The following is a 26272-nucleotide window of genomic DNA, read 5'->3' on the forward strand; positions in this document are numbered from 1 at the left end:
AGCTCGGAGCTTATGACCACTCGTACCTCGGCCGGCACAGCCCACCTCGATACGTCCACCGCCCCCCCGTTACTCAGGATTACGGGGGACTGGACGCTTGCCCACTACACAAATCTGAAGAAGCTGTCGGACAAACTCGACGGCCAATACGACGCCGGCGCCCGCATCGACCTCAATGGCCTCGGTGCCCTCGACACAGCCGGCGCCTCACTGCTGGTGGAGCTGCTGGGCCCGGACCGCATCGAGCAATCTGCCGAGCAGACCGATTGCAGCCTGTCCGCCGCCGACCGCGCGCTGCTCAAGACCGTCTACCGCTCCCTGAACGATTTCTGCGTACCGGAAAAAGCGCCGGAAGAAGCCGCCGGCATCCAGTTGCTGGCGCGCATCGGTGCTGCGGTGGACACAGTGTGGCTGGACAGCAAGCAACTGCTGGGCTTTATCGGCCTGATCCTGGAAACCTTCGCCCGCAGCATTTTCCGGCCCAAGCGCTGGCGCGTGACGCCGATGGTTGCGCATATCGAACAGACCGGCCTCGACGCCGCGCCCATCGTCGCCTTGCTGACGTTTCTGGTGGGCGCCGTGGTGGCATTCCTTGGCGCCACGGTACTCAAGAGCTTTGGCGCGACGATTTTCACCGTGGACCTGGTGGCGTTCTCCTTCCTACGGGAATTCGGCGTCTTGCTCACCGCGATCCTGATCGCCGGCCGCACCGCCAGTGCCTTTACCGCACAGATCGGCTCGATGAAGGCCAACGAAGAAATCGACGCAATCCGCACCCTGGGCCTGGACCCGATGGAGTTGCTGGTATTGCCCCGGGTACTGGCACTGCTGGTGTCGCTGCCGATGCTGACGTTCCTGGCGATGCTCTCGGGGATTGTCGGCGGCGGGGTGGTGTGTGCGCTGACCCTGGATATTTCACCGGCGATGTTCCTCTCGCTGCTGCAGTCGGACATTGGCGTGAAGCATTTCCTGGTGGGCATGGTGAAAGCGCCGTTCTTCGCCTTCCTGATCGCCGCCATCGGTTGCCTGGAAGGCTTCAAGGTCAGCGGCAGCGCCGAGTCGGTCGGCGCCCATACCACCTCCAGCGTGGTGCAATCGATTTTTGTGGTGATCGTGCTGGATGCGGTCGCCGCGCTGTTCTTCATGGAGATGAGCTGGTGAGTCGCCGACCCCGAGCGCCCAGCGAGGCGGTGATCGAAGTCCGTGGGCTGTGCAATCGCTTTGGCAGCCAGAGCGTGCATGAAAACCTCGACCTGGATCTGTACAAGGGCGAAATCCTCGCCGTGGTCGGCGGTTCCGGCAGCGGCAAGTCGGTGCTGTTGCGCAGCATCGTCGGCCTGCGCCGGCCCAGCGCAGGCGAGGTACGGGTATTCGGCAAGGACTTGTCGAACCTGCCGGAGCATGAGCGCTCCCTGGTGGAACGACGCTTTGGCGTACTGTTCCAGAAGGGCGCGCTGTTTTCCTCGCTGACGGTGACCGAGAACGTCGCGCTGCCGCTGATCGAGCACGCCGGCCTGAGCCGCGCCGACGCCGAGCACCTGGCCGCAGTCAAATTGGCTTTGGCCGGGTTGCCGCTGTCGGCGGCCGACAAATACCCGGCGTCGCTGTCCGGCGGCATGATCAAGCGTGCAGCCCTGGCCCGCGCCCTGGCGCTGGACCCGGACATCCTGTTCCTCGACGAACCCACCGCCGGGCTCGACCCGATCGGCGCCGCGCAATTCGACCAACTGATCCTGACCCTGCGCGATGCGCTGGGCTTGAGTGTGTTCCTGGTCACCCATGACCTGGACACGCTGTACACCATCACCGACCGCGTGGCGGTGCTGGCGCAGAAGAAAGTGCTGGTGGCCGATGCCATCGATGTCGTCTCGGAAACCGACGACGCCTGGATTCACGAATATTTCCACGGCCCCCGGGGCCGCGCGGCATTGGATGCCGCTCAACCGCTCAACGAGGTATGACATGGAAACCCGAGCCCATCATGTGATGATCGGTCTGTTCAGCGTGATTGTGGTGGTCGGCGCGATGCTGTTCGGCCTGTGGCTGGCCAAGTCCAGCGTCGACACCGCGTTCCAGGATTACGAAGTGATTTTCAACGAGGCGGTCAGCGGCCTGTCCCAGGGCAGCTCGGTGCAGTACAGCGGGATCAAGGTGGGCGATGTCATCAGCCTGCGCCTGGACCCCAAAGACCCGCGCCGCGTGCTCGCGCGCATCCGCCTCTCCGGGCAGACGCCGATCAAGGAAGACACCCAGGCCAAACTGGCGCTGACCGGCATCACTGGCACATCGATCATCCAGCTCAGCGGCGGCACACCGCAAAGCCCGAAACTCAAGGGCAAGGACGGCAACCTGCCGGAGATCATTGCCTCGCCATCGCCAATCGCGCGGTTGCTGACCAACAGCAACGACCTGATGACCAGCATCAACCTGCTGCTGCACAACGCCAACGAAATGTTCTCCGCGCAGAATGTCGAGCGCATCAGCAACACCCTGGACCACCTGGAACAAACCACCGGCGCGATTGCCGAACAGCGCGGTGATATCAAGGTGGTGATGCAGCAACTGATGCAGGTCAGCAAGCAGGCCGGTGCCGCCCTGGAGCAGACCACTGCGCTGATGCGCAATGCCAACGGCCTGCTCAACGATCAAGGCAAGCAGGTCTTCGGCAGCGCCGAACAAGCGATGAAATCCCTTGAGCAAAGCACCGCGACCATCAATACCTTGCTGACCGATAACAAGGACTCGGTGAACAGCGGCATGCAGGGCCTCAACGAACTGGCGCCGGCCGTGCGCGAACTGCGCGAAACCCTCGGTTCGCTGCGCGCCATCTCCCGCCGCCTGGAAGCCAACCCCAGCGGTTACCTGCTGGGCAGCGACAAGAACAAGGAGTTCACGCCATGAAGCGTGCTTACCAACTGATCGCCCCCGTGGCCCTGGCGCTGGTCAGCGCGTGCTCGATCCTGCCCAGCCCCAACCCGTCCGACGTCTATCGCCTGGCCTCGGCCCCGGCGACCACCCAAGCGGCGCCGGTAGCCTGGTCGCTGCGCGTGACCAAGCCGCAGACCAGCGAGTTCCTCGACAGCTCGCGCATTGCCGTGGTGCCCCAGGGTGATCTGATCAGCAGCTACGCCAACTCACGCTGGAGCGACCCGGCGCCGGTGCTGCTGCGTAACCGCTTCATGGATGGCTTCCAGCGCGATGGCCGGGTGACACTGCTGAGCAGCGACGAGACCAACCTGCAGGCCGACTACGAGTTGGGCGGGCAATTGCAGGCGTTCCAGAGCGAATACCGCGGCAACGCAGTGGAGGTGGTGATCCGCCTGGATGCGCGGCTGGTGCGCGGCAGCGATCAGCGGATCATTGCCAGCCGCCGGTTTGAAGTGCGCCAGCCAGTCGGCGACAACAAAGTACCGGCGGTGGTGGCCGGGTTTGGGCTGGCGGGGGATCAGTTGAACAAGCAGGTGGTGGATTGGGTGGTGGCGCAGGGCAACACTGCGCCGAAGCGCTGAGGGCCTTATCGGGAGCAAGCTCCCTCCCACAGTTGACCGCGTTTCGTCAGGATGAATACGGTTGAGTGTGGGAGGGAGCTTGCTCCCGATAGCTATCCAAGCCTTAACCGAAAAACCAGTAGCACACCGCAATCGCCGCCACCACACCAGCAAACTCCGCGAGCAATGCACAACCCACCGCATGCCTTGCCCGCTGAATGCCCACCGAGCCGAAATACACCGCCAACACATAGAAGGTGGTCTCAGTACTGCCCTGAACCGTCGCCGCCACCAACGCCGGGAAGCTGTCGACGCCCTGGGTCTGCATGGTCTCGATCAACATCGCCCGTGCGGCACTGCCGGAGAACGGCTTGACCATCGCGGTCGGCAGCGCGTCGACGAAGCGCGTGTCCAGGCCGGTCCAGGCCACCACATGACGAATGCCTTCCAGGCCAAAGTCCAGCGCGCCGGACGCACGCAACACGCCCACCGCGCAAAGCATCGCCACCAGGTATGGCAGCAGGTTCTTGGCGACGTCGAAGCCCTCTTTGGCCCCTTCGACAAACGCCTCGTACACCTTCACCTTGCGCAACGCGCCGACCAGCAGGAACAGCATGATCAGACCAAACAGCGTCAGGTTGCCGAGGATCGACGACAGCCCGGCCAGCGCCGTGGCGGACAAGGTCGCCAGCAATGCCATGAAGCCGCCCAGCAGCAGTGCGCCCGGGATCAAATAGGCCAGCACCACCGGGTCCCACAGCCGCAGGCGCTGCATCACCGCCACCGAGAGCAAGCCCGTCAGGGTCGACGCGCTGGTGGCCAGCAGGATCGGCAGGAACACCAGCGTCGGGTCGGCCGCGCCTTGCTGGGCGCGGTACATGAAGATGGTCACCGGCAACAGCGTCAACGAGGACGCGTTGAGCACAAGGAACAGAATCTGCGCGTTACTCGCGGTATTGGGGATCGGGTTGAGTTCCTGCAACGCCTTCATGGCTTTCAGGCCGATGGGCGTGGCGGCGTTGTCCAGGCCCAGGCCGTTGGCGGCGAAGTTGAGGGTGATCAGGCCGATGGCCGGGTGGCCGGCCGGCACTTCCGGCATCAGCCGGCGGAACAGGGGGCCCAGGGCCTTGGCCAACCAATTGACGATCCCGGCCTTTTCGGCGATGCGCAAAAACCCCAGCCATAACGTCAGGGTGCCGAACAGCAACACCATGACCTCCACCGACAATTTGGCCATGGCGAAAATGCTTTCCACCATCGCCGCAAAAATCCCAGCGTTACCGCCCACCAGCCATTGCGCCAGTGCTGACACCATTGCCACGACAAAGAAGCCAAGCCACAGGCCATTGAGCATCAGTTGAATCCCCCGAAAGATGGGGCGAATGATAGCGGGGCTGGCAGAAACGACAAACCCCGGATTTCCCGGGGTTTGTTCGCATCAGGCTGGCCTCAGCCGCGGCTGGTCTCGCCGACCGGCAGCACTTGCTTGGTGCGCCAGTGCGGCAGGGAGTTCCAGTAGCGCTCGCCCTTGGCATCGTCGTACATGCCTTCCCAACGGGAGATAACCAGTACCGCCAGGGCGTTGCCGATCACGTTGAGCGCGGTACGCGCCATGTCCATGATTCGGTCGACGCCGGCAATGAACGCCAGGCCTTCCAACGGAATGCCCACGCTGCCCAGCGTCGCCAGCAACACCACGAAGGACACACCCGGCACACCGGCGATGCCCTTGGAGGTGACCATCAGCGTCAACACCAGCATCAGTTGCTGGCCGACCGACAAATCAATGCCATACAGCTGCGCGATAAAGATCGCCGCGATGCTCTGGTACAGGGTCGAACCATCGAGGTTGAACGAATAACCGGTCGGCACCACGAAGCTGCAGATCGCCTTCGGCGCGCCGTAGGCTTCCATCTTCTCGATCACACGCGGCAGCACGGTTTCCGAACTGGCGGTGGAGTAGGCCAGCACCAGCTCATCCTTGAAGATACGCATCAGCTTGATCACCGAGAAGCCGAACAGGCGTGCGATCAGGCCCAGGACCACAAAGGCGAAGAACAGGATGGCGACGTAAACCAGAATCACCAGCTTGGCCAGTGGCAGCAGGGAAGCGAAGCCGAAGTTGGCGACGGTCACCGCGATCAGCGCGAACACACCGATAGGCGCGTACTTCATGATCATGTGGGTGACTTTGAACATGCTCTCGGACACGCCCTGGAACATCGTCACCAACGGTTCGCGCAGCTCAGGCTTGAGGCTCGACAGGCCCAGGCCGAACAGCACGGAGAAGAAGATGATCGGCAGCATCTCGCCACGCGCGACGGCGGCAAAGATGTTCGACGGGATCAGGTTGAGGATGGTCTGGACGAACGCATGCTCATGCTGCACTTCCGCTGCGGTCGCCTGGTACTTGGAGATGTCCACGGTACCCAGGGTACTCATGTCGATGCCCGTACCGGGGTGGAACAGGTTGGCCAGCAACAGGCCGACCACGATGGCGATGGTGGTGACGATTTCGAAGTAAAGGATGGTTTTGACACCGATGCGCCCGAGCTTTTTCGCGTCACCGACACCGGCAATGCCGACGATCAGCGAGGAAATCACAATCGGGATCACGATCATCTTGATCAGGCGGATAAAGATATCGCCCGCTGGCTGCAGCACATTGCTGATCCACCAGGCCTTTTCAGCACTGAAATGGTTGAGCACGGCACCGATTGCGATACCCAGCACCAAACCGATGAGGATCTGCCAGGCGAGGCTTAGCTTTGCCTTCTTCATGTCATTACCCTTACTTCAAGTGAACTTAAGGCAAATGCGCCAGCTGCAACGCTCGGAAGCGAAAAAGTGTGTGCATCTGCCTCCGTAGAAAGTCATCGCCGCATGGCCGAAATGGCTTACTGGCAGGCGAAAAAAGGCGCAACTATTCCCATGCAAGGGGGCGACGTCTAATGCCGTAAACGCCTACCCCATGCCGAATCGGCATGGCTTTTTTTAAGAATAACTGTCCGAACGGTCAGTTCAAATGCGACATGTTGCCCGGTGAATATGCCGTGAACCGGTCAAATCAGGCTCGCTCAGAGATTCAGGAGACCTCAGGGCATTCGCGAAAATGCCTGTGTATTCAGGGGCCTGTTGTCTGAAATGTCCTATAGCGCAGGCAAAATTTTCTCGATAGATGGTCGCCCCGACATACCCAGTAATGATTGGGCTCGGGCGAAAAGAAGACTCTCGGCTATGAGCGGCATAAGAAGCGGGGATGAACGTCATAAGCGCGCCGCAAATCCAGCAAGCTCGAAAGCGGGTGGACTTGCGGCGCAGCTTTTCACCTGACCCGGCCCTTGCGCAGGCACTCCCTGTCCCCGTAGGTCGCGCCGATCGCGAAGGATCAGAGCAACCCGGCCCCCTGGTCATGCATCACCCTTGGCGAGCGATGCAAACAGAAAGAAGCGCACAGGCTTCTTTCTATGGACGCCAGTCCCGTAGACGACAAATGCATCAGACGGAACCTAGTACCAATTCGGATCTTTCTTAAGCTGCTCCATCAGCAGTTTTTGCATGCCTGCGTCCGGCTTACCGATAAACCGGTAATCGGCGTGCCGGGTCGGGGACTTGTCCGCCGGCAGGCCGGCCGGGACTTCCACCAACATGGCGTAGGCATCTTCCTTGTCGTAACTGAAGGCGACGATCAGGCGCTTGTTTCGGCAGGTGTCTGCGGTTTCGCAGAGCGGCCCGACCAAGTACTTGTCGCCACCTTCTTCGACGGCATTCATTTGCTCGGCGGCGCCAGACAGGTTCATGACCCATTCTGGCAGGCGCTCTTCTTTCTTCACCACGCTTTGCCAGGTTTCACGGTACTGCGGGTCCGCGCCGAGCAATTCGTTGGCGCGGCTCTGGCCGTCGTGAGCGGCCATCGCCAAGCCGCTGCCGCCCAGGAGCAGGACGGCAGCCATGGTTTTGAGGGACAAACGGGTCATATTCAGCCTCGGCCACGACGACCAAAGAAGAACGAAGCGATGAACATCACCAGGAAGACCACAAACAGGATCTTGGCGATACCCGTGGCGGTGCCCGCGATACCACCGAAGCCCAGGACTGCAGCCACAATGGCGATGATCAGAAATGTGATTGCCCAACTCAACATGGTGATTCTCCTTACGCTTTTATAGGGGGTGACAGCGGTACTGCCGTGCAATCGCTCAACTCAAGCGACCTTTTATTGCCTAGAACACCCAACGTTCCTGGGATGGCAGTTCATTCAGGGCAGACGCCTGGTCAACCATCCGCAGTTGGGGAACGGTTACATCGGCAGAAACGCTGCCAACGGAACGGCTATCAATGGAACGAAAGTGGGTCTGGGTCATCGCCGGACGTTCGAAATGCGGGGTTTGCTGCTGACTCTGCTGCCAATGCTGCAGCTGCTGGCCGCCAATCAACGTGACCATCAAGGCCAGGCTGGCAAACAGGCCTTGTTGCAAGCGCAGTGGCGATACATGCAGTGAGCTGAGGCTTGGGCGAGTCATGCTGCTTTCTCCCGCATTTTGATTATTCGTTAGGAGAGCTATTGCAGAGCGCATGCCAGTTTTTTTACAAAATAATATTCAACTAAATCAATCAGTTAGATATATGCGACCGGAGCAAAGCCCAGCATCCTGCACGATGGCCGCCTGGGCGCCGTGCGAAATGCACGATCGCCAGCGGTCGGATCGACGGATAGAAAACCCATCGCGCGTTGCCGAAGTGGCAAGAAGGCATGAAAACGCCATTGGGCGCAGGCTTTGTAGGAATGCAGGCAGATAGCTGCACGACGTTGCGTTTTATCGATCAGAATGAACCATGCAACTTGCCCGATTATTCCGGGACTAAACACCATCATTCATATTAAGGAGCGCGGGACAGATGGAATCAGCCAAGGAACTTCAAGGCCGCATTCTTTTGGTGGACGACGAATCCGCAATCCTTCGTACCTTCCGTTATTGCCTGGAAGATGAGGGCTACACCGTAGCCACCGCCAACAGCGCCGCCCAGGCCGATGCCTTGATGCAACGCCAGGTGTTCGACCTATGCTTCCTCGACCTGCGCCTGGGCGAGGACAACGGTCTGGATGTGTTGGCGCAGATGCGTATCCAGGCGCCGTGGATGCGCGTGGTGATTGTGACCGCGCATTCCGCCGTCGACACCGCGGTGGATGCCATCCAGGCCGGCGCGGCTGATTATCTGGTCAAACCGTGCAGCCCCGACCAGCTGCGCCTGGCCACCGCCAAACAGCTGGAAGTGCGCCAGCTCTCCGCGCGCCTGGAAGCACTGGAAGGCGAAGTGCGCCAACCGAAAGACGGTCTCGACTCCCACAGCCCGGCGATGATGGCGGTGCTGGAAACTGCGCGCCAAGTGGCCGGGACTGACGCCAACATCCTCATCCTCGGCGAGTCCGGCACCGGTAAAGGCGAGCTGGCGCGGGCCATTCATGGCTGGAGCAAGCGCTCGAAGAAATCCTGCGTCACCATCAACTGCCCGTCGCTGACGGCGGAGCTGATGGAAAGCGAACTGTTCGGCCATAGCCGCGGAGCCTTTACCGGCGCCAGCGAAAGCACCTTGGGCCGGGTCAACCAGGCGGATGGCGGCACGCTGTTTCTCGACGAGATCGGCGACTTTCCCCTCACTCTGCAACCCAAGTTGCTGCGTTTTATCCAGGACAAGGAATACGAGCGTGTGGGCGACCCGGTCACCCGGCGCGCCGATGTACGCATCCTCGCGGCCACCAACCTGAATCTCGAAGACATGGTGCGCGACGGCCGCTTCCGCGAAGACTTGCTGTACCGCCTCAACGTCATCACCTTGCACCTGCCGCCGTTGCGCGAACGCAGCGAAGACATCCTGGCCTTGGCCGACCGCTTCCTCGCCCGCTTCGTCAAGGAATACGCCCGCCCGGCGCGGGGCTTCAGCGATGAGGCACGCGAAGCGCTGCTCAACTATCGCTGGCCGGGCAATATCCGCGAGCTGCGCAACGTGGTCGAGCGCGCGAGCATTATCTGCCCGCAGGAAAAAGTCGAAATCAGCCACCTCGGGATGGCCGAACAGCCGACCAACAATGCCCCCCGTATCGGTGCAGCGTTGAGCCTGGACGAGCTGGAAAAAGCGCATATCGGCGCGGTACTTGCCACCAGCGACACCCTGGATCAGGCAGCCCGCACCCTGGGCATCGACGCGTCGACGCTGTACCGCAAACGCAAACAGTACAACCTGTGAGCGGCACCCTATGAAGTTAGCGATGACATTGCGCACTCGGTTATTCCTGAGTATCTCAGCGCTGATCACCGTCGCCCTGCTGGGGTTGATCCTGGGCCTGGTCAGCGTGATGCAGATGGCCAAGACCCAGGAGTCGTCGATCCGCAGCAACTTCATCACCCTCGACCTGGGACTCAAACTGCGCCAGAGCCTGGGCGATCAGTTGATGATGATGCTCGAACAGCGCCCCAATCCCGAGGCGCTGCAAGCGTCCGAACAGCGTTACTTCGAGCTGCTCGACCAAGGCATTGCGCATGAACAGCGCGACGGGAACAGCGGCGGTTTCAGCCGGGCCCGGGCCGACTATCAGCGCTTCCTGGCGGCTTTTGACGAGTCTCAACAAGCGTCCCCACCGCCCGGCAGCAAAGAGAAAATCACCGAAACCTTCAATGTCCTGCGCAACGGCCTGATCGCCGAGCACAAGCAGGCCTTGGAAAACATCAGCGCCAGCGAACATAAATCCCGCGAGCGCGCCTTGTTGATCGCCGGGCTGCTGGGGTTGGTTGGCCTCGCGGTGTTGATCATCGGTTTTGTTACCGCCCATGGCATCGCCCGACGGTTTGGCGCGCCGATCGAAGCACTGGCCAAGGCCGCCGACAAGATCGGGCAAGGCGATTTCGAAGTGACCCTGCCCATTTCTTCGGCAGCGGAAATGAACCAACTGACCCGGCGCTTCGGCATCATGGCCGAAGCCTTGCGCCAGCATCAGGCAACCAATATCGATGAGTTGCTCGCCGGCCAGCAGCGCCTGCAGGCGGTACTCGACAGTATCGACGACGGCCTGTTGATGATTGACCGGCAAGGCCGCCTGGAGCACCTCAACCCAGTGGCACAGCGCCAGTTGGGCTGGGACGAGGAACGTCTCGGCCAGGGCCTGGGCGAGGCGCTGGGTCGCCCGGAAATGGACGATCAGCTGCAACTGGTGCTGCGCGGCGGCAGCCTGGAGCGCGCGCCGGACGACCTGGAAGTGGAAGTCGAGGGCGAACTGCGCCTGCTGACCTACAGCCTGACGCCGGTGAGCCACACCCAGGGGCATATCCTCGGTGCCGTGATGGTGCTGCATGACGTCACCGAACAGCGCGCCTTTGAACGGGTACGCAGCGAGTTCGTGTTGCGCGCCTCCCACGAACTGCGCACGCCGGTGACCGGTATGCACATGGCCTTCGGTTTGTTCCGCGAACGCGCGAAGTTTCCTGCGGAGTCCCGTGAAGCGGACCTGCTGGATACGGTCAATGAAGAAATGCAGCGCCTGATGCAACTGATCAACGACTTGCTCAACTTTTCGCGCTACCAGAACGGCCTGCAGAAACTCACCCTGGCCCCGTGCGATGTCACCGACCTGCTGGAGCATGCACGGGCGCGCTTTGCCGAGCCGGCGAATGCACAACACATCGAACTGCTGGTAGAAGCCCAGCCCGACCTGCCTCGGCTGTATGCCGACCAGGCGCAACTGGAACGCGTGCTCGACAACCTGTTGGGCAACGCCCTGCGCCATACCGCCGAGGGCGGGCAGATCCGTCTGCAGGCACGACGCCATGGCGAGCGGGTGATCATCAGCGTCGAGGACAACGGCGAAGGTATCGCCTATGGCCAACAAGGGCGCATCTTCGAACCCTTCGTGCAGGTGGGCCGCAAGAAAGGCGGCGCCGGCCTGGGGCTGGCGCTGTGCAAGGAGATCGTGCAACTGCACGGCGGCCGCATGGGCGTGTATTCGCGGCCGGGGCAGGGCACGCAGTTCTACATGGCGTTGCCGCTGTAGCGATTAACGCCGGTCGAGGGCACGCAGGATCGCGGCACTCTCGGCGTCCGGCGTGCCATCGAACAGCGCAGGGCGAAAGTGCATCTGGAACGCGGCGAGCACATGGCGCGTGGCGACGTCCAGCTCACCGGTCTGCGGCGTCTGGTAGCCCAGGTGCGCCAACGCTTCCTGGAACCAGGTGATGCTCGGCAGGTCCGTGGCGTACTGCGCCTGGAAGCGTGCCACCGCCTGCGCGTCGGGCCAGATGCCCAGGCCTTTCTCGGCCAGGCGCTTCCATGGGAACAACGGCCCCGGGTCCAGCTTGCGCAGCGGCGCGATGTCGCTGTGACCGATGATGTTTCGGGGGTCGATGCCGTTGCGCGTGCTGATGTCCTTGAGCAACACCTCCAGGGATTTCACCTGCGCTTCGGAATACGGGTACCACACGCGGCCCGTCGGCGTGTCGCGGAACCCCGGGTTGACGATCTCGATCCCGATGGAGCTGGAGTTCAGCCAGGTGCGGCCCATCCACTCGCTTTCCCCGGCATGCCAGGCGCGCTGGCTTTCATCCACCAGCTTGTAGATGGTGCCCGAAGCGTCGTCGCCGATCAGGTAATGGCTGCTGACCTGACCATGGGTCAGCAGCGCCAGGGAGCGTTCGAGGTTGGTCGAGGTGTAATGGACGACCACGAACTGCACGCGGTTGTCATGGTTGACCGAAGGGTGGCTGGTATCCAGGCGCGGGCCGCTGGCGCAGCCGCTGAGCAGGAGGAACACAAAGGCGAAGTACACGGATTTCATGGCGGATAACGTTACGCTGAAGACGATAATGCAACAGTGTAACGTACCGTTTGTGGCCCGAACGTCAAATTACAAAATGGAACATCTTTTAGGCCGCCTGCACCCGGTTACGTCCCGCTGCCTTGGCCCGGTACAACGCCTCGTCGGCGCGCTTGAGCGCCAGGTCGCTGCGCTCGCCGGGCTGGAACTGCGCCACGCCCATCGACACCGTGATCGTCACCGGCTCGCCCTTGAAGTGGAACGGGCAGACTTCAATCGCCGCGCGCAGCACTTCGCCAGCGCTCAGGGCATTCGCCAGGGGTGAGTCGGGCATCAGCAACACAAACTCTTCGCCGCCGAAGCGCGCAATGAAGTCGCCGGGGCGCAGGCGCTTGCGCAGCACGCTGGCAATGATTTTCAGCACTTTGTCGCCGGCCAGGTGCCCGTAACCGTCGTTGATACGCTTGAAGTGATCGAGGTCCAGCATCGCCAGCGACAGGCTGTTGCCGCGCTGATGCCAGAGGTTGACCTCATGGTCCAGGCGCTCGCTCCACGCGGCACGGTTGGGCAAGCCGGTAAGCGGATCGACCAGCGCTTTCTGGCGCTGCACTTCGAGGTGATCGCGATAACCCTGGGCCTCCTGCTCCATATTGGCGACGCGTTCGGCGAGCCCTTTCAAGCGCTCCGCCACTTCCTGCTCGCGCAGGTCACGCTGCTGCTGGTGCTGGTCCATGGTGCCGAGCAGGCCTTCAAGGTGGCTTTCCAATACCTGCTTGAGGCTGTCCAGGTCGGCGGCGCCCTGCACACTGTTTTGCAGGCCGTCGACCTGTTCGCGGATTTGCGTGTCCAGCTCACGGGCGGCCGAGCGACTGTCGGCATAGCCTTCGCTGGCCGTCTGCAGATGGCCCTGGAACGCTTCGAGGCGTTCGTTGAGCTGCTTGAGGTAGGCCTCGAACTCATGCTGGCCACTGTCGGTGATCGCCAGCATCAGCGTGGCCAGGTCATCGAGGATCGGCAGCAGTTCGTACCAGTTCAAACCATGGGCCAGGCGCTCGCGCATGGCTTCGGCCTGGGGCCGGTGGCGCTCGGGCAGGGACAGGTCTTCCAGCAGGCCAAGCAAGGTGTCTTCAATGTGTTTGGCCACGGAGCTGTAGGACGGCTCCGGCGAATCGGGCAGGGCGTAGATTGCGTCCGCCAGCAGCTCGTCCGGGTCCGGCGCGTCCAGCACCGGCGGCAGTGACAGGCTGCCGATGACGGTTTGTTGCGGTGCATCGACCTGAACCGGCGGTGGTTCGATAAGCGCGGCGAGTGCGCTTTCGGCGCCAGGTTCTGGCGCCGCTGCTGGAAGCGCGGCAGGCGCCGCCACTTCGACGGGCCGGGCGATCGGCACGGGCTGGGGCGCGGCTTCGGGGGCGACGACCGGGCTCACGACCTCGGCCACCGTGGCCGCCTTGGCTGCCGCCACCGGTTCCGGCGGTTCCGGCGGGGGCGGGGCCGAGCCTTGCGGCAACGGCGCGAACGCCCGCAGGGCCTGGGCCAACTCGTCGGACTGGGGCGGCGGTGCCGCCTCGGCGACGGGTTCGGGCACCGGCCTGGCGGCGGCGGGCGCAGAGGGCGCAGAAGGCGGCGGCGCGGGCTCGCCGGTCGGCGCCTCACTCGCAACTTCCTTGGCGCCAAACAGACGTTGCAGCAGGCCGGGACCGGGGCGTGGGGTTTCGCCGTCCGGTTCCAGGTTATTCAACGCCTGCCCTTGCAGGTTGCTCAACTCACTGAGCAACAGCGGGATCTCGCGCGCCTGGCCCACGCGGCTATCCAGCTGCTTGGCGAAGGTTTTCAACGGGCGGGCCACCTCGCGGGGCAGCGGCAGTTTCTGCAACTGCGCAACCAGGGCCGTGAGCGCGGCGCTCATCTGGTCAATCCGGGTTTCGCGACGCTGCTCCGAATCCAGTACGGCTTTTTCCAGGCGCGGCAGCAATGCGGCGAGGGCGGCATCCATGTCGTCGCTGCGCACCACGTCGCGCATTTCCTTCATGCATTGATCGACCGCGCGGTCGGTGCCTTCAGCGGCCAACGTACTGCGCACCAAGCCTCGGCGCAGCAGGTCGAGGCGGGCGGCCCAGCGGCGTTCGAGTTTGTCTTGTTGATCGATGCTTTTAAGGTATTTCTCTTTCCAGCGCTGGGCTTCGTCGCTCATGCAAGGGGTCCGCGAGGGCCGGGGCTCAACGCGGGCAATGCATCCACCGTGAGCGAACCCGGCAGACGAATCTCTACCGCGACCGGCAGGTGATCGGAGATGGGCTGCGCCAGCACCTGCACACTTTCAAGCGTGAGGGTCGGACTGAGCAGGATGTGGTCAAGACAGCGTTGCGGGCGCCAGCTGGGGAACGTGGCTTCGACTTGCGGCGCCAGCAACCCAAGGTCACGCAACGGGGAATTCTGCAGCAGGTCGGTGGCATGGGTGTTCATGTCCCCCATCAACACCTGATGCTTGTAGCCGCCAATCAACTCACGCACGTAGGCCAACTGCAGGTTGCGGGTCCGCCCCCCGAGCGCCAGGTGCATCATCACCACCACCAGGGCTTCCGAACCTTCGCCAAAACGCACGAGGATCGCGCCACGACCCTTGGGGCCCGGCAATGGGTGATCTTCGATGGCCGATGGCTTCAGGCGGCTGAGCACGCCGTTGCTGTGCTGCGCCAGACGCCCGAGGTTGCGATTGAGTTGCTGATACCAGTAGGGAAATGCACCCAACTGGGCCAGGTGTTCCACCTGGTTGATGTAGCCGGAGCGAATGCTGCCGCCGTCGGCTTCCTGCAGGGCGACCAGGTCGAAGTCGCCCAACAGGTCGCCGATCTTCTGCAGGTTGCCGGCCCGCCCGTTGTGGGGCAGCAAGTGCTGCCAGCCACGGGTGAGGTAGTGCCGGTACTTCTCGGTACTGATACCCACCTGGATATTGAAGCTGAGCAGCCGCAGGCGGCTGTCCGCCGGCAGGCCCGTGGATTCCAGGTGAGCTTCGTTGACCTGCGGGTCATGCAGACCGACAACGCGTTCGGTACCCCAGCGACGCATGGCAGGCCCCTTACTTGGCGGCGCGTTCTTTGGCGATCAACTGGTCGGCCACATTGAGGGTCGCTTCAGGACCGCCGGTGGTGCCCAGGTCGAAACGGTACTTGCCGTTGACGATCATGGTCGGAACGCCTTGCACGCCATAAGCCACGGCGAGTTTCTTGGCGGCTTCGATCTGGCCCTTGATGGCGAAGGAATTGAAGGTGGCCAGGAACTTGTCCTTGTCGACACCTTGGGTCGCGACGAAGTCAGCCATGTCCTCAGGCTTGGTCAGGCGCTTGCCTTGTTTCTGGATCGCCTCGAAGACAGCGTTGTGAACCTTGTGCTCGACACCCATGGCTTCCAGGGTCAGGAACAGTTGGCCGTGGGCATCCCAGGGGCCGCCGAACATGGCAGGGATGCGTTTGAAGTTCACGTCCTTGGGCAGTTTCTCAACCCATGGGTTGATGGTTGGCTCGAAGGCGTAGCAATGCGGGCAGCCGTACCAGAACAGCTCCACCACTTCGATCTTGCCCGGCACCGAAACCGGCACGGGGTTGGCCAATTCCACGTAGGTTTTACCGGCTTCAAGCGGCACGTCGGCGGCTTGTGCGGTCATGCCGAAGAGGCTGGCGGTGACGAGAGCGGCGCTGAGGATCAGATTACGCATGCTTTACTCCTGGACAAATAAAGTCGCCTCACGCGACCTTTGTTGTGACAGGTCTGCGCGGGCATGAGTTCGTTAGTGTAACGGCACCGGCCACAAAAAAGGGCGGCCTAGGCCACCCTTTTTATGCTTGCATCAACGGATTAATCGAGCGTTAACGCAGCCCTCGATCAGTGCAGCCCCTGAATGTATTGGGAAACCGCTTCGATGTCCTTGTTGCTCAGCTTGGCGGCAATGCTCTGCATGATTTTGGTATCGCCGTCGTTGGTGCGATTACCTTCACGGAAGTCCGTCAGTTGCTTGGCGACGTACTGCGCATGCTGGCCACCCACATGCGGGAAGCCCGCAGCGGCGTTGCCCACGCCGTTAGGCGAGTGGCAACCGATGCAGGAAGGCATGCCTTTGTCGAGGTTGCCGCCACGGAACAGTTCTTCGCCACGGGCCACTTGCTTCGGATCAGCAGCTCCCACACTGCCTTTCTGGCTGGAAAAATAGGCCGCGATATCGGCCAGGTCCTGATCGCTGAGGTTAGTCAGCAAGCCGGTCATTTCCAGGACCGTGCGCTTGCCGTCCTTGATGTCGTGCATCTGCTTGGTCAGGTAACGCTCACCCTGGCCGGCCAGTTTAGGGAAGTTCGGCGCCGGGCTATTACCATCCGGTCCATGGCAAGCACCACACACGGCGGCTTTCGCCTGACCCGCAGCAGCGTCGCCTGCAGCATGGGCAACACCGGTGATGCCCAAGGTCAACAGCAGACTCACGATCAGTTTGTTCATCAGCTAATCCAACTACGGCTAAGGGTTTAAGAGTTATCTAACCGGGTTTACTCACCATCCACTCAATGATGGCCTGGTAATCCTCGGTACTGCAGTCCATGCACAAACCACGCGGCGGCATTGCCTTGAAACCCTGGGTCACGTGTTGCACCAGCGTGTCCATGCCTTGCGCCAGTCTGGGCGCCCAGGCTGCCTGGTCACCCCGCTTCGGGGCGTTCGGCAGTTGGCCGGCATGGCAAGCCACGCAAACTCGGTTGTACACCGCTTCCGGTTCCTGTGTAGCCTGAGCGCCGTAAAGCGGCATCAAGACACCGACAGCAAGCAACCATCTGGTCATACATCGACCTTTTCAGGGTTTGGGAGCGTTTTGCGTTCTAATGCGCAATAAAGGTCTATCGCTCCCGTGAACTTCATCCTTCGCTGGGACAAAGCACACACAAAATCTGCGGCATTATATACTGGCGCTACTGAAACGGAAACGACACCGCTTGCCGCACCCTTTTTCGGCACCGCCCATATCGGAAATCTCATGCAACTCAAGAACCCCATCCTCGGCCTGTGCCAACAGTCCACCTTCATGCTCAGCGCCGCCAAAGTGGACCAATGCCCCGATGACGAGGGCTTTGAAGTCGCCTTTGCCGGCCGTTCCAACGCGGGCAAATCCAGCGCCCTGAACACCTTGACCCATGCCAGCCTGGCGCGCACCTCGAAAACCCCGGGCCGCACGCAGTTGCTCAACTTCTTCAAGCTAGACGATGATCGGCGTCTGGTCGACCTTCCGGGCTACGGTTATGCAAAAGTACCTATCCCGCTGAAGCTGCACTGGCAGCGTCACCTCGAGGCTTACCTGGGTGGCCGGGAGAGTTTGAAGGGTTTGATTCTGATGATGGACATCCGTCATCCAATGACCGACTTCGACCTGCTGATGCTCGACTGGGCAGTCGCCAGCGGCATGCCGATGCATATCCTGCTGACCAAAGCCGACAAACTGACCTATGGCGCCGCCAAGAACACGCTGTTGAAGGTGCAGGCGGAAATCCGCAAAGGTTGGGGTGACACCATCACCATCCAGCTGTTCTCGGCGCCAAAGCGTCTGGGCCTGGAAGAAGCCTACACCGTGCTGGCCGACTGGATGGAATTGGCCGACAAGGGCGCAGAAACCGCGGAGTGACTTTTGCGCAGGCAAAAAAAACCCCGGACTTCGTATGGGGAGGGGAAGTTCGGGGTTCAAGCTCCGGACCGCTAGGGCGGGGTCCAGATATCTGCCAACACTTAACACAACATAGGAGCATTGAAGGGCTTCACCGCCCATTCAGTAACTCTGAGTGGCATTTCATGAGTTAAGTTCCGGCAGGTACAAAAAACTATTTGCAATAAGCGACGGCGTTTTCGGATCTAAAGCGTTCTGCCACCACCCTCGGCGGTGGCAGAACCGCGCTATCAGTGCGCTTCGTCCCAGTTATCACCCACGCCCACTTCCACCAGCAGCGGCACATCCAGCGTCGCCGCGTGGCTCATGTGCTGGCGGATCTCGTCACGCACTTGATCGACCAGATCCTCGCGAACCTCCAGCACCAGCTCATCGTGTACCTGCAGGATGACTTTGGCATCCAGGCCTGACGCGGTCAGCCAGTTATCCACCGCCACCATGGCTTTCTTGATGATATCCGCCGCGGTGCCCTGCATCGGCGCGTTGATCGCCGTGCGCTCGGCGCCTTTGCGCAGCGCCGGGTTCTTCGCGTTGATGTCCGGCAGGTACAGGCGGCGACCGAAGATCGTCTCGACATAACCCTGCTCGGCCGCCTGGGCGCGGGTGCGCTCCATATAGGCCAGCACGCCCGGATAGCGGGCGAAATAACGGTCGATATAGGCCTGGGACTGTTTACGATCGACACCGATCTGCTTGGCCAGGCCAAACGCGCTCATGCCGTAGATCAGGCCGAAGTTGATCGCCTTGGCGCTGCGACGCTGATCGGTGGTGACCGCGCCCAGCTCCACGCCAAATACTTCGGCGGCGGTGGCCTTGTGTACGTCCAGGTCATTGCGGAAGGCGTGCAGCAAGCCTTCGTCCTTGGCCAGGTGCGCCATGATCCGCAGCTCGATCTGCGAGTAGTCCGCCGCCAGCAGCTTGTAGCCTTTTGGCGCGACGAACGCCTGACGAATCCGCCGGCCTTCAGCGGTGCGGATCGGAATGTTCTGCAGGTTCGGATCACTCGACGACAAACGCCCAGTGGCCGCTACCGCCTGGTGATACGAGGTATGGATGCGCCCGGTGCGCGGGTTGATCTGCTCAGGCAAGCGGTCGGTGTAGGTGCTTTTCAGCTTGCTCATGGAGCGGTACTGCATCAGCACCTTGGGCAGCGGGAAATCCTGCTCGGCCAGTTCGGCAAGCACCGCTTCGGCGGTCGACGCCTGGCCCTTGGCGGTCTTGCTGAGAACCGGGTGGCCGAGTTTTTCGTAGAGGATCGCGCCCAATTGCTTGGGCGAGCCGAGGTTGAATTCCTCACCGGCGATGGCAAATGCCTCACGCTCCAGTTCGACCATCTTCTCGCCGAGCTCAACGCTCTGCACGCCGAGCAACTTGGCATCCACCAGTGCGCCCTGGCGCTCGATACGCGCCAGTACCGGCACCAGCGGCATCTCGATATCGGTCAGCACGCTGACCAGGCTCGGGATCGCCTGGAGTTTTTCGAACAAGGTCTGGTGCAGGCGCAGGGTGACGTCGGCATCTTCAGCCGCGTAAGGGCCGGCCTGTTCGAGGGAGATCTGGTCAAAGGTCAGCTGTTTGGCGCCTTTACCCGCAATATCCTGGAAGCTCACCGTGGTGTGACCCAGGTATTTCTGAGCCAGGCTGTCCATGTCATGCCGTGTGGCGGTGGAGTCGAGGACGTAGGATTCGAGCATGGTGTCGTAGGCAATGCCCTGCACCGTGATGCCACAATTCTGATCGCCACCGATGGCACAGTTGGCCAGGATATTCATATCGAACTTGGCGTGCTGGCCCACCTTGAGCTTGCTCGGGTCTTCGAGGATCGGCTTGAGCGCGCGCAGCACCGTGTCGCGGTCCAGCTGCTCCGGCACGCCCATGTAGGAATGGGTCAGCGGGATGTAGGCCGCTTCGTAGGGCTGCACCGCGAACGACAACCCAACCAGCTGCGCTTGCTGTGCATCGATGCCGGTGGTCTCGGTATCGAAGGCGAACAGCTTGGCCTCGCCGAGCTTCTTCAGCCACACATCGAAACGCGCCTGATCGAGGATGGTCTCGTACTTGAGCTCGGTGCTGACGACCGGCGCATTCTCGGCGACCGGAGCCGCCACCTCCAAGCCGGTGCGCTTGGCGTCGCGCTGCACTTCCTCGAACCAGCTTTTGAACTCCAGGAGGGTGTACAGCTCCAGGAGTTTTTCGCGATCCGGCTCGATCAGGTGCAGATCATCCAGGCCCACGTCCAGCGGCACGTCGATCTTGATCGTCGCCAGTTGATAGGAGAGGAAGGCCATGTCCTTATGCTCTTGCAGCTTGGCCGGCAGGGTCTTGGCCCCACGGATAGGCAGGCTCGGCACAATATCCAGATTTTCATACAGCTCTTTCAGGCCGCCATTGACGCCCACCAGCAAGCCAGAAGCGGTCTTCGGACCAATGCCCGGAACGCCAGGGATGTTGTCGGACGAATCGCCCATCAACGCCAGATAGTCGATAATCTGCTCCGGAGCGACGCCAAATTTCTCCTTTACGCCCTCCACATCCATGGCGCTACCGGTCATGGTGTTGACCAAGGTAATGTGCCCGTCCACCAGCTGCGCCATGTCTTTGTCGCCGGTCGAGATCACCACCGGGCGGTCCGCGGCTGCGCTGCTGCGGGCCAGGGTGCCGATCACGTCATCGGCTTCGACGCCTTCGACGCACAACAGCGGGAAACCCAGGGCAATCACGCTCTGGTGCAGGGGCTCGATCTGCAGGCGCATGTCGTCGGGCATGCTTGGGCGGTTGGCCTTGTATTCGGCGTACATTTCGTCGCGAAAGGTCCCACCCTTGGCGTCGAACACGACCGCGAACGGGCTGTCCGGGTACTGCTTGCGCAGGCTCTTGAGCATGTTCAACACGCCCTTGACCGCACCGGTCGGCAGGCCTTTGGAAGTGGTCAGCGGTGGCAGCGCGTGGAAGGCGCGGTACAGATATGAAGAACCGTCCACCAGGACGAGGGGGGCTTGGCTCATGAGCAGGATCAACCTTTTCGGCGGGTCAGGCGCTAGAATAGCCGGACCACAGACAACAAAGGGACAAGGTTATCATGCGCTCATTCAATCGCCTGCTGTTGACCGGCTTGTTTGCATTCGCTCCGATGGTTGCCATGGCGGCCGACAGTGCGCCTTCGGGTGATCCGGAAGTTACCATTCGCACAGAGGGCGACAGAACCATTCAGGAGTACCGTCAAAACGGTTTCCTGTACGCAATCAAGATAACGAAGAAAGGCTTCCCACCGTATTTCCTGGTGCGCGCGGACGGAACCGATGCGAATTTCATCCGCTCTGACCAACCGGATATGCTGATCCCGTCATGGAAGATCTTCGAATGGAAATGATTTCTTAACTTCAATTGGCGCCGCACACCGCGGCGCCCGTACTGGCAGTTTTAACCATGTCTGTGTTCACCCCCCTGGCTCGGCCCGAGCTGGAAACCTTTCTTGCCCCTTACGGGCTCGGCCGCCTGCTTGATTTCCAGGGGATCGCCGCGGGTAGCGAAAACACCAATTTCTTCATCAGCCTGGAACAGGGTGAGTTCGTCCTGACCCTGGTCGAGCGCGGCCCGGTGCAGGAAATGCCGTTCTTCATCGAACTGCTCGACGTGCTCCACGACGCCGACTTGCCGGTGCCTTACGCCCTGCGCACCACCGACGGCGTGGCCCTGCGCGAATTGGCCGGCAAACCGGCGCTGCTGCAACCGCGCCTGGCCGGCAAGCACATCAAGGACGCCAATGCCCAGCACTGCGCCCAGGTCGGCGACCTGCTTGGCCATCTGCACCTGGCGACCCAGGGCGACAAGGTGCTGGAGCGCAAGACCGATCGCGGGCTGGACTGGATGCTCAGCGAAGGAGCGCAGTTGATTTCGCACCTGGACGCAGCGCCGCAACGCCTGCTGCGCGACGCACTGGATGAGATCGAGGCCCACAAGGCGCAGATCCTCGCCCTGCCGCGCGCGAATATTCACGCGGATCTGTTTCGCGACAACGCGATGTTTGAAGGCACGCACCTGACGGGCTTGATCGACTTTTACAACGCCTGCTCGGGCCCGATGCTGTACGACGTGGCGATCGCCCTGAATGACTGGTGCTCGGACGCCGACGGCGTACTCGACGGCCAGCGCGCCCGCGCACTGCTCGGGGCTTATGCGGGGTTGCGCCCGTTTACCGCGAAAGAAGCCGAGTTGTGGCCGACGATGTTGCGCGTGGCGTGCGTGCGGTTCTGGTTGTCACGCCTGATCGCGGCGGAGTCGTTTGCCGGGCAGGATGTGTTGATTCATGACCCGGCGGAGTTCGAGCATCGGCTGGCGCAGCGCCAGCAGGTCGCGATCCAGCTGCCGTTCGCGCTCTAAAATGCGGGAGGGGGCTTCTTGCTCCCTCCTACAGACGTTATGCCTGGGCTTTCAGAGCGACTCCAGGCAGCCCGCCAAGTCATTGCCCAGCTTGTCCAGCACCTGTTCGTAACCTTGAGCGGAAGCCGGGGTGTACCCCCCCAACGCATCCAGCTCCGCCAATTTCACCGGCAAACCGGCCACCAGCGTTTCCGCCAGGCGCGGACGCAGCGGCGGCTCACTGAACACGCAGGTCTTGCCGACTTCCTGCAAACGTGTACGCATCGCCGCCACATGCTGGGCACCGGGCTGCACTTCGGCGGCCACGCTGAACACACCGGCGTGCTTGAGGCCGTAGGCCTCTTCGAAATAATCAAAGGCTTCGTGGAACACAAAGTAAGGCTTGTCGTGGATGCCGGCCATCCGCGCTTTCAAGCGTGCGTCCAACGCATCCAGTCGGCTCACGAACGCCTTCACGTTGAGCTGGTAGCGCTCGGCATTGGCCGGGTCCGCGGCGCTGAGGTCGGCGCCCATGCGTGCGGCAATCACCCGGGCGTTGAGCGTCGACAACCACAGATGTGCATCCAAAGTGCCTGGGCGATGATCGTGGTCATGTTCGTCGGCATCGTCGGCGTGGGAATGGCTATCTTCGGCGAAACGACGGAGTTTCATGCCCGGAAGATCCTGCACGGCCACCGTCGGCAGGCTGCGCCCCTTGAGGACGCGGGGCAGGAAGCCTTCCATGTCCGGGCCGATCCAATACAGCAAGTCCACCGACTGCACGCGCCGCACGTCGGATGGGCGCAACGCATAGTTATGCGGCGAGGCCCCCGGCGGCAACAACACCTCGGGAACCGCCACGCCGTCCTGCACAGCCGCAGCAATCAACTGCAGCGGCTTGATGCTGGTCAGCACCTTGACCTCCGCCTGAGCGGCACCCGCGGTGAGCAAACTGGCGACAAATACGACAAAAACGGGAAAAAGTCGGGACACGATGACCACTCAATGGCGTAGGAACGGGTAACATAATAACGTCTCTATCAAATATCTGTCGCCGCTCATGCCTATAACACCGCTTGCCAGCCGTCCCCACGACCACTCTCACTGCGTGCATACCGCGCTGTCGGAGGCCGACACCCTCTGCGCACGGCAGGGTCTGCGCCTGACCGCCCTGCGTCGGCGCGTGCTGGAACTGGTCTGGCAGAGCCACAAGCCGCTGGGCGCCTACGACATCCTCGGCGTGCTCAGCGAGCAGGACGGTCGCCGCGCCGCGCCGCCCACGGTGTACCGCGCGCTGGATTTCCTGCTGGACAACGGCCTGGTACACCGCATCGCGTCACTCAACGCCTTCGTCGGCTGCAACCACCCGGAACACGCGCACCAGGGGCAGTTCCTGATCTGTCGCAAGTGCCACGCCGCCATTGAGCTTGAGCAAAGCAGCATCAGCGACGCCATCATCCAGAGCGCCGCCGACGTCGGCTTCAAGGTGGAAGGGCAAACCGTCGAAGTCGTCGGGCTCTGCGCCGGTTGCCAGGGGGCTTGATGAGCAACGCGTTAATCCGCCTGGAGCAGGTCGGGGTCACGTTCGCTGGGCAAAACGTGCTGGATAACATCGCGCTGAGCGTCGAACCGGGGCAGATCGTCACGCTGATCGGCCCCAATGGCGCCGGCAAGACCACCCTGGTGCGCGCCGTACTCGGCCTGCTCAAGCCCGACACCGGCAGTGTGTGGCGCAAGCCCAAGCTGCGTGTCGGCTATATGCCGCAAAAACTCTTCGTGGACCCGACGCTGCCCTTGTCGGTGCTGCGCTTCCTGCGCCTGGTGCCGGGCGTGGACCGCGCCCGCGCGCAAGCCGCGCTCAAGGAGGTCGGTGCCGAACAGGTCATCGACAGCCCGGTGCAAAGCATCTCCGGCGGTGAAATGCAGCGCGTGTTGCTGGCCCGCGCCCTGTTGCGCGAGCCGGAACTGCTGGTGCTCGACGAACCGGTGCAGGGCGTCGACGTCGCCGGCCAGGCCGAGTTGTACAGCTTGATCACCCGCCTGCGCGACCGCCTTGGCTGCGGCGTGCTGATGGTCTCCCACGACCTGCACCTGGTGATGAGCACCACCGACCAAGTGGTGTGCCTCAACCGCCACGTGTGCTGCTCCGGCCATCCGGAGCAAGTCAGCGGCGACCCGGCGTTCGTCGAGCTGTTCGGCAAGAACGCGCAGAGCCTGGCGATTTATCACCACCATCACGACCACGCCCATGACCTGCATGGCGCCGTGGTCGACGATCCCGCCACACCCCACACTCACGTTCATGGAGATAGCTGCAAGCATGGCTGATTTTCTGCTCTACGCCCTGCTGGCAGGCTTGGCTCTGGCGCTGGTGGCGGGCCCGCTGGGCTCGTTCGTGGTCTGGCGGCGCATGGCCTATTTCGGCGACACCTTATCCCACGCCGCATTGCTGGGCGTGGCCCTGGGCTTTCTGCTGGATGTGAGCCCGGCCATCGCCGTGACCGTCGGCTGCCTGCTGCTGGCGGTGCTGCTGGTGACCCTGCAACAGCGCCAGCCGCTGGCCTCCGACACGTTGCTGGGCATCCTGGCGCCCAGCACCCTGTCCCTGGGCCTGGTGGTGCTGAGCTTCATGCATGAAGTACGCATCGACCTGATGGCTTACCTGTTCGGCGACCTGCTGGCGATCAGCCCCACGGACCTTGCGTGGATTCTCGGCGGCAGCGCAGCCGTGCTGGTGCTGCTGGTGACGCTGTGGCGCCCGCTGCTGGCAATCACCGTGCATGAAGAACTGGCCACGGTGGAAGGCTTGCCCGTGCCCGCGCTGCGCATGACCTTGATGTTGTTGATCGCCGTGGTGATCGCTGTCGCGATGAAGATTGTCGGCGTATTGTTGATCACGTCACTGCTGATCATTCCCGCCGCCGCCGCCCAGCGCCACGCCCGCTCGCCGGAACAGATGGCGATCGGCGCCAGCGTACTGGGGATGCTGGCAGTGTGTGGGGGCCTGGCGCTGTCCTGGTTCAAGGACACGCCGGCAGGGCCGTCGATTGTGGTCACGGCGGCCGCCCTGTTTCTGCTGAGTTTTGTCCTGCCCCGTCGAGGGGTGTAGACTTGCTCGCTTTTTGCGCAAATAGAGAGTCGCAGGAATGAAGCCGTTCACCTCCCGTTATCTGCTCCTTGCCGCATTTTCCCTGCTGCTGGGCGCTTGTCAAAGTACCCCGCCCGCCGCCCCCGAGGCCCCGGATGCACGCGCTGTCGCCATCGCGCAACTGGAGCAAAACCTGGCCAGCAGCGAGCTGGCCACCGCCGAAGACCAACTGGCCGCGCTGCAAGCCCAGTCGCCCAACGATCCGGCGCTCGAGGCTTACCAGCGTCAACTGGCCGAGGCCTACCTGCAACGCAGTCAGATCGTGTTGCAAAAAGGTGATGTCAACGCCGCCGCTACCGCCCTCAGCCGCGCCCGCGCATTGATGCCCAAGGCTCCGGCGCTGACCGGTGGCGTCAACAGCGCCATCACCCACGCGCGCAAAGCCGAGCTGGACAAAGCCGAGGCCGCCCTCAAGGCCGCCGAAACCAAGCCCGTCGCCAAGGTCATCGACCCGGCCGCGCAGAGCACCACCGTGGCGCTGAACCTCACAGACATCGAAGAGCTGCGCCATCAGCTGGATGCCATCGCCACCGACGTGGTGAATTACCAGTGCGATGTGACCATCCAGGCACCGCGCACCCAGGATTACCCGTGGCTGGCGACCTTGCTGAGCAAACGGGTCAAGCGCATTGATTCGGGCTACGACCTGACGATTCACCGGCAGATCCTGAAGACTATTCCGGCGCAGGTTGTGCTGATTCCGCGCAAGGCGGAATAAAGCCATCGGGGGCAAGCCCCCTCCCACATTTTGAACGGTGAATACATTCAAAGTGTGG

Annotated in this window: 26 protein-coding genes; 13 read left to right on the top strand and 13 right to left on the bottom strand. The window is 62.2% G+C overall.

Features of this window, described 5'->3' with window-relative positions; genetic code table 11:
- Positions 1 to 12 precede the first annotated feature (12 nt).
- From C8K66_RS19860 to C8K66_RS19875, 4 genes are read left to right on the top strand one after another with little or no spacing between them, the layout of a single operon-like run.
- Positions 13 to 1161, top strand: a complete 1149-nt coding sequence (locus C8K66_RS19860; protein WP_046381527.1) for an ABC transporter permease — start codon at positions 13 to 15, stop codon at positions 1159 to 1161.
- A complete protein-coding gene (locus C8K66_RS19865) occupies positions 1158 to 1961 on the top strand; it encodes an ABC transporter ATP-binding protein (RefSeq protein WP_017849042.1) in 804 nt (267 codons plus the stop codon). Before C8K66_RS19860 ends, C8K66_RS19865 begins: the two co-directional genes overlap by 4 nt.
- Before the next feature lies 1 nt (position 1962).
- Positions 1963 to 2901: an MlaD family protein gene (locus C8K66_RS19870; protein ID WP_046381529.1), complete on the top strand. Its 939-nt coding sequence runs from the start codon at positions 1963 to 1965 to the stop codon at positions 2899 to 2901.
- Positions 2898 to 3509 (top strand): ABC-type transport auxiliary lipoprotein family protein, encoded by a 612-nt coding sequence (locus C8K66_RS19875; protein WP_057004949.1) that lies wholly within the window; start codon positions 2898 to 2900, stop codon positions 3507 to 3509. The genes C8K66_RS19870 and C8K66_RS19875 overlap by 4 nt, the downstream gene beginning before the upstream one ends.
- 103 nt (positions 3510 to 3612) lie before the next feature.
- On the opposite strand, the gene C8K66_RS19880 is transcribed toward C8K66_RS19875, so the two are convergent.
- The 5 genes from C8K66_RS19880 to C8K66_RS19900 all read right to left on the bottom strand — a co-directional run bounded on the left by C8K66_RS19880 (position 3613) and on the right by C8K66_RS19900 (position 8011).
- Complete coding sequence (locus C8K66_RS19880) at positions 3613 to 4842, bottom strand: nucleoside recognition domain-containing protein (RefSeq protein ID WP_017849039.1); 1230 nt, start codon at positions 4840 to 4842, stop codon at positions 3613 to 3615.
- Positions 4843 to 4937: 95 nt separating this feature from the next.
- Positions 4938 to 6269, bottom strand: a complete 1332-nt coding sequence (gltP, locus tag C8K66_RS19885) for a glutamate/aspartate:proton symporter GltP (protein ID WP_046381531.1) — start codon at positions 6267 to 6269, stop codon at positions 4938 to 4940.
- A 728-nt stretch (positions 6270 to 6997) separates the two neighbouring features.
- Entirely contained in the window at positions 6998 to 7465 is a 468-nt protein-coding gene (locus tag C8K66_RS19890; protein WP_046381532.1) for an inhibitor of vertebrate lysozyme family protein, read from the bottom strand.
- Between the two features lie 2 nt (positions 7466 to 7467).
- Complete coding sequence (locus C8K66_RS19895; RefSeq protein ID WP_003170804.1) at positions 7468 to 7632, bottom strand: DUF1328 domain-containing protein; 165 nt, start codon at positions 7630 to 7632, stop codon at positions 7468 to 7470.
- Between the two features lie 79 nt (positions 7633 to 7711).
- Positions 7712 to 8011 (bottom strand): hypothetical protein, encoded by a 300-nt coding sequence (locus C8K66_RS19900; protein WP_017849036.1) that lies wholly within the window; start codon positions 8009 to 8011, stop codon positions 7712 to 7714.
- 376 nt (positions 8012 to 8387) lie between these two features.
- On the opposite strand from C8K66_RS19900, the gene algB reads away from it, so the two are divergent.
- Complete coding sequence (algB, locus tag C8K66_RS19905; RefSeq protein WP_017849035.1) at positions 8388 to 9734, top strand: sigma-54-dependent response regulator transcription factor AlgB; 1347 nt, start codon at positions 8388 to 8390, stop codon at positions 9732 to 9734.
- 10 nt (positions 9735 to 9744) lie between these two features.
- Entirely contained in the window at positions 9745 to 11532 is a 1788-nt protein-coding gene (locus C8K66_RS19910) for a KinB sensor domain-containing domain (protein ID WP_057004948.1), read from the top strand.
- 3 nt (positions 11533 to 11535) lie between these two features.
- Here C8K66_RS19910 and C8K66_RS19915 read toward each other — a convergent pair whose 3' ends face one another.
- The 6 genes from C8K66_RS19915 to C8K66_RS19940 all read right to left on the bottom strand — a co-directional run bounded on the left by C8K66_RS19915 (position 11536) and on the right by C8K66_RS19940 (position 17116).
- A complete protein-coding gene (locus C8K66_RS19915) occupies positions 11536 to 12312 on the bottom strand; it encodes an N-acetylmuramoyl-L-alanine amidase (RefSeq protein WP_046381535.1) in 777 nt (258 codons plus the stop codon).
- Between the two features lie 88 nt (positions 12313 to 12400).
- A complete protein-coding gene (locus C8K66_RS19920; RefSeq protein WP_108525748.1) occupies positions 12401 to 14485 on the bottom strand; it encodes a GGDEF domain-containing protein in 2085 nt (694 codons plus the stop codon).
- Complete coding sequence (locus C8K66_RS19925) at positions 14482 to 15360, bottom strand: endonuclease/exonuclease/phosphatase family protein (protein WP_104904180.1); 879 nt, start codon at positions 15358 to 15360, stop codon at positions 14482 to 14484. Before C8K66_RS19925 ends, C8K66_RS19920 begins: the two co-directional genes overlap by 4 nt.
- Before the next feature lie 10 nt (positions 15361 to 15370).
- Entirely contained in the window at positions 15371 to 16006 is a 636-nt protein-coding gene (dsbA, locus tag C8K66_RS19930) for a thiol:disulfide interchange protein DsbA (RefSeq protein ID WP_017849030.1), read from the bottom strand.
- Between the two features lie 167 nt (positions 16007 to 16173).
- Positions 16174 to 16779 (bottom strand): cytochrome c, encoded by a 606-nt coding sequence (locus C8K66_RS19935; RefSeq protein WP_017849029.1) that lies wholly within the window; start codon positions 16777 to 16779, stop codon positions 16174 to 16176.
- A gap of 37 nt (positions 16780 to 16816) precedes the next feature.
- Positions 16817 to 17116 (bottom strand): cytochrome c5 family protein, encoded by a 300-nt coding sequence (locus tag C8K66_RS19940; protein WP_017849028.1) that lies wholly within the window; start codon positions 17114 to 17116, stop codon positions 16817 to 16819.
- Between the two features lie 192 nt (positions 17117 to 17308).
- Here C8K66_RS19940 and yihA point away from each other — a divergent pair, with 192 nt between their 5' ends.
- Entirely contained in the window at positions 17309 to 17950 is a 642-nt protein-coding gene (gene yihA / locus C8K66_RS19945) for a ribosome biogenesis GTP-binding protein YihA/YsxC (protein WP_017849027.1), read from the top strand.
- A 269-nt stretch (positions 17951 to 18219) separates the two neighbouring features.
- On the opposite strand, the gene polA is transcribed toward yihA, so the two are convergent.
- Positions 18220 to 20994 (bottom strand): DNA polymerase I, encoded by a 2775-nt coding sequence (gene polA / locus C8K66_RS19950; RefSeq protein WP_017849026.1) that lies wholly within the window; start codon positions 20992 to 20994, stop codon positions 18220 to 18222.
- Positions 20995 to 21068: 74 nt separating this feature from the next.
- Here polA and C8K66_RS19955 point away from each other — a divergent pair, with 74 nt between their 5' ends.
- Positions 21069 to 21359 carry a DUF2782 domain-containing protein gene (locus C8K66_RS19955; RefSeq protein ID WP_017849025.1) on the top strand — a complete coding sequence of 97 codons (291 nt, stop codon included), beginning with the start codon at positions 21069 to 21071 and terminating at the stop codon, positions 21357 to 21359.
- Positions 21360 to 21415: 56 nt separating this feature from the next.
- Entirely contained in the window at positions 21416 to 22369 is a 954-nt protein-coding gene (locus C8K66_RS19960; RefSeq protein ID WP_017849024.1) for a homoserine kinase, read from the top strand.
- Positions 22370 to 22420: 51 nt separating this feature from the next.
- Here the strand turns inward: C8K66_RS19960 and C8K66_RS19965 are convergent, their stop codons facing one another.
- Complete coding sequence (locus C8K66_RS19965; RefSeq protein ID WP_017849023.1) at positions 22421 to 23350, bottom strand: zinc ABC transporter substrate-binding protein; 930 nt, start codon at positions 23348 to 23350, stop codon at positions 22421 to 22423.
- 58 nt (positions 23351 to 23408) lie between these two features.
- Here C8K66_RS19965 and zur point away from each other — a divergent pair, with 58 nt between their 5' ends.
- Genes zur through C8K66_RS19985 form a run of 4 tightly spaced genes read left to right on the top strand, consistent with a single transcriptional unit; the run spans position 23409 to position 26214 of the window.
- The gene (gene zur, locus C8K66_RS19970; RefSeq protein ID WP_026140288.1) at positions 23409 to 23891 is read left to right on the top strand and encodes a zinc uptake transcriptional repressor Zur; all 483 of its coding nucleotides are present in this window, start codon (positions 23409 to 23411) and stop codon (positions 23889 to 23891) included.
- Entirely contained in the window at positions 23891 to 24676 is a 786-nt protein-coding gene (znuC, locus tag C8K66_RS19975; protein ID WP_017849021.1) for a zinc ABC transporter ATP-binding protein ZnuC, read from the top strand. Before zur ends, znuC begins: the two co-directional genes overlap by 1 nt.
- Positions 24669 to 25457 carry a zinc ABC transporter permease subunit ZnuB gene (znuB, locus tag C8K66_RS19980; protein WP_017849020.1) on the top strand — a complete coding sequence of 263 codons (789 nt, stop codon included), beginning with the start codon at positions 24669 to 24671 and terminating at the stop codon, positions 25455 to 25457. The genes znuC and znuB overlap by 8 nt, the downstream gene beginning before the upstream one ends.
- A 37-nt stretch (positions 25458 to 25494) precedes the next feature.
- Positions 25495 to 26214, top strand: a complete 720-nt coding sequence (locus C8K66_RS19985; RefSeq protein WP_017849019.1) for a PA5502 family lipoprotein — start codon at positions 25495 to 25497, stop codon at positions 26212 to 26214.
- The last annotated feature ends 58 nt before the right edge of the window (positions 26215 to 26272 follow it).

Origin of the sequence: Pseudomonas sp. GV105 (assembly GCF_003058185.1) — a bacterium.
Taxonomy (GTDB): Bacteria; Pseudomonadota; Gammaproteobacteria; order Pseudomonadales; family Pseudomonadaceae; genus Aquipseudomonas; species Aquipseudomonas veronii.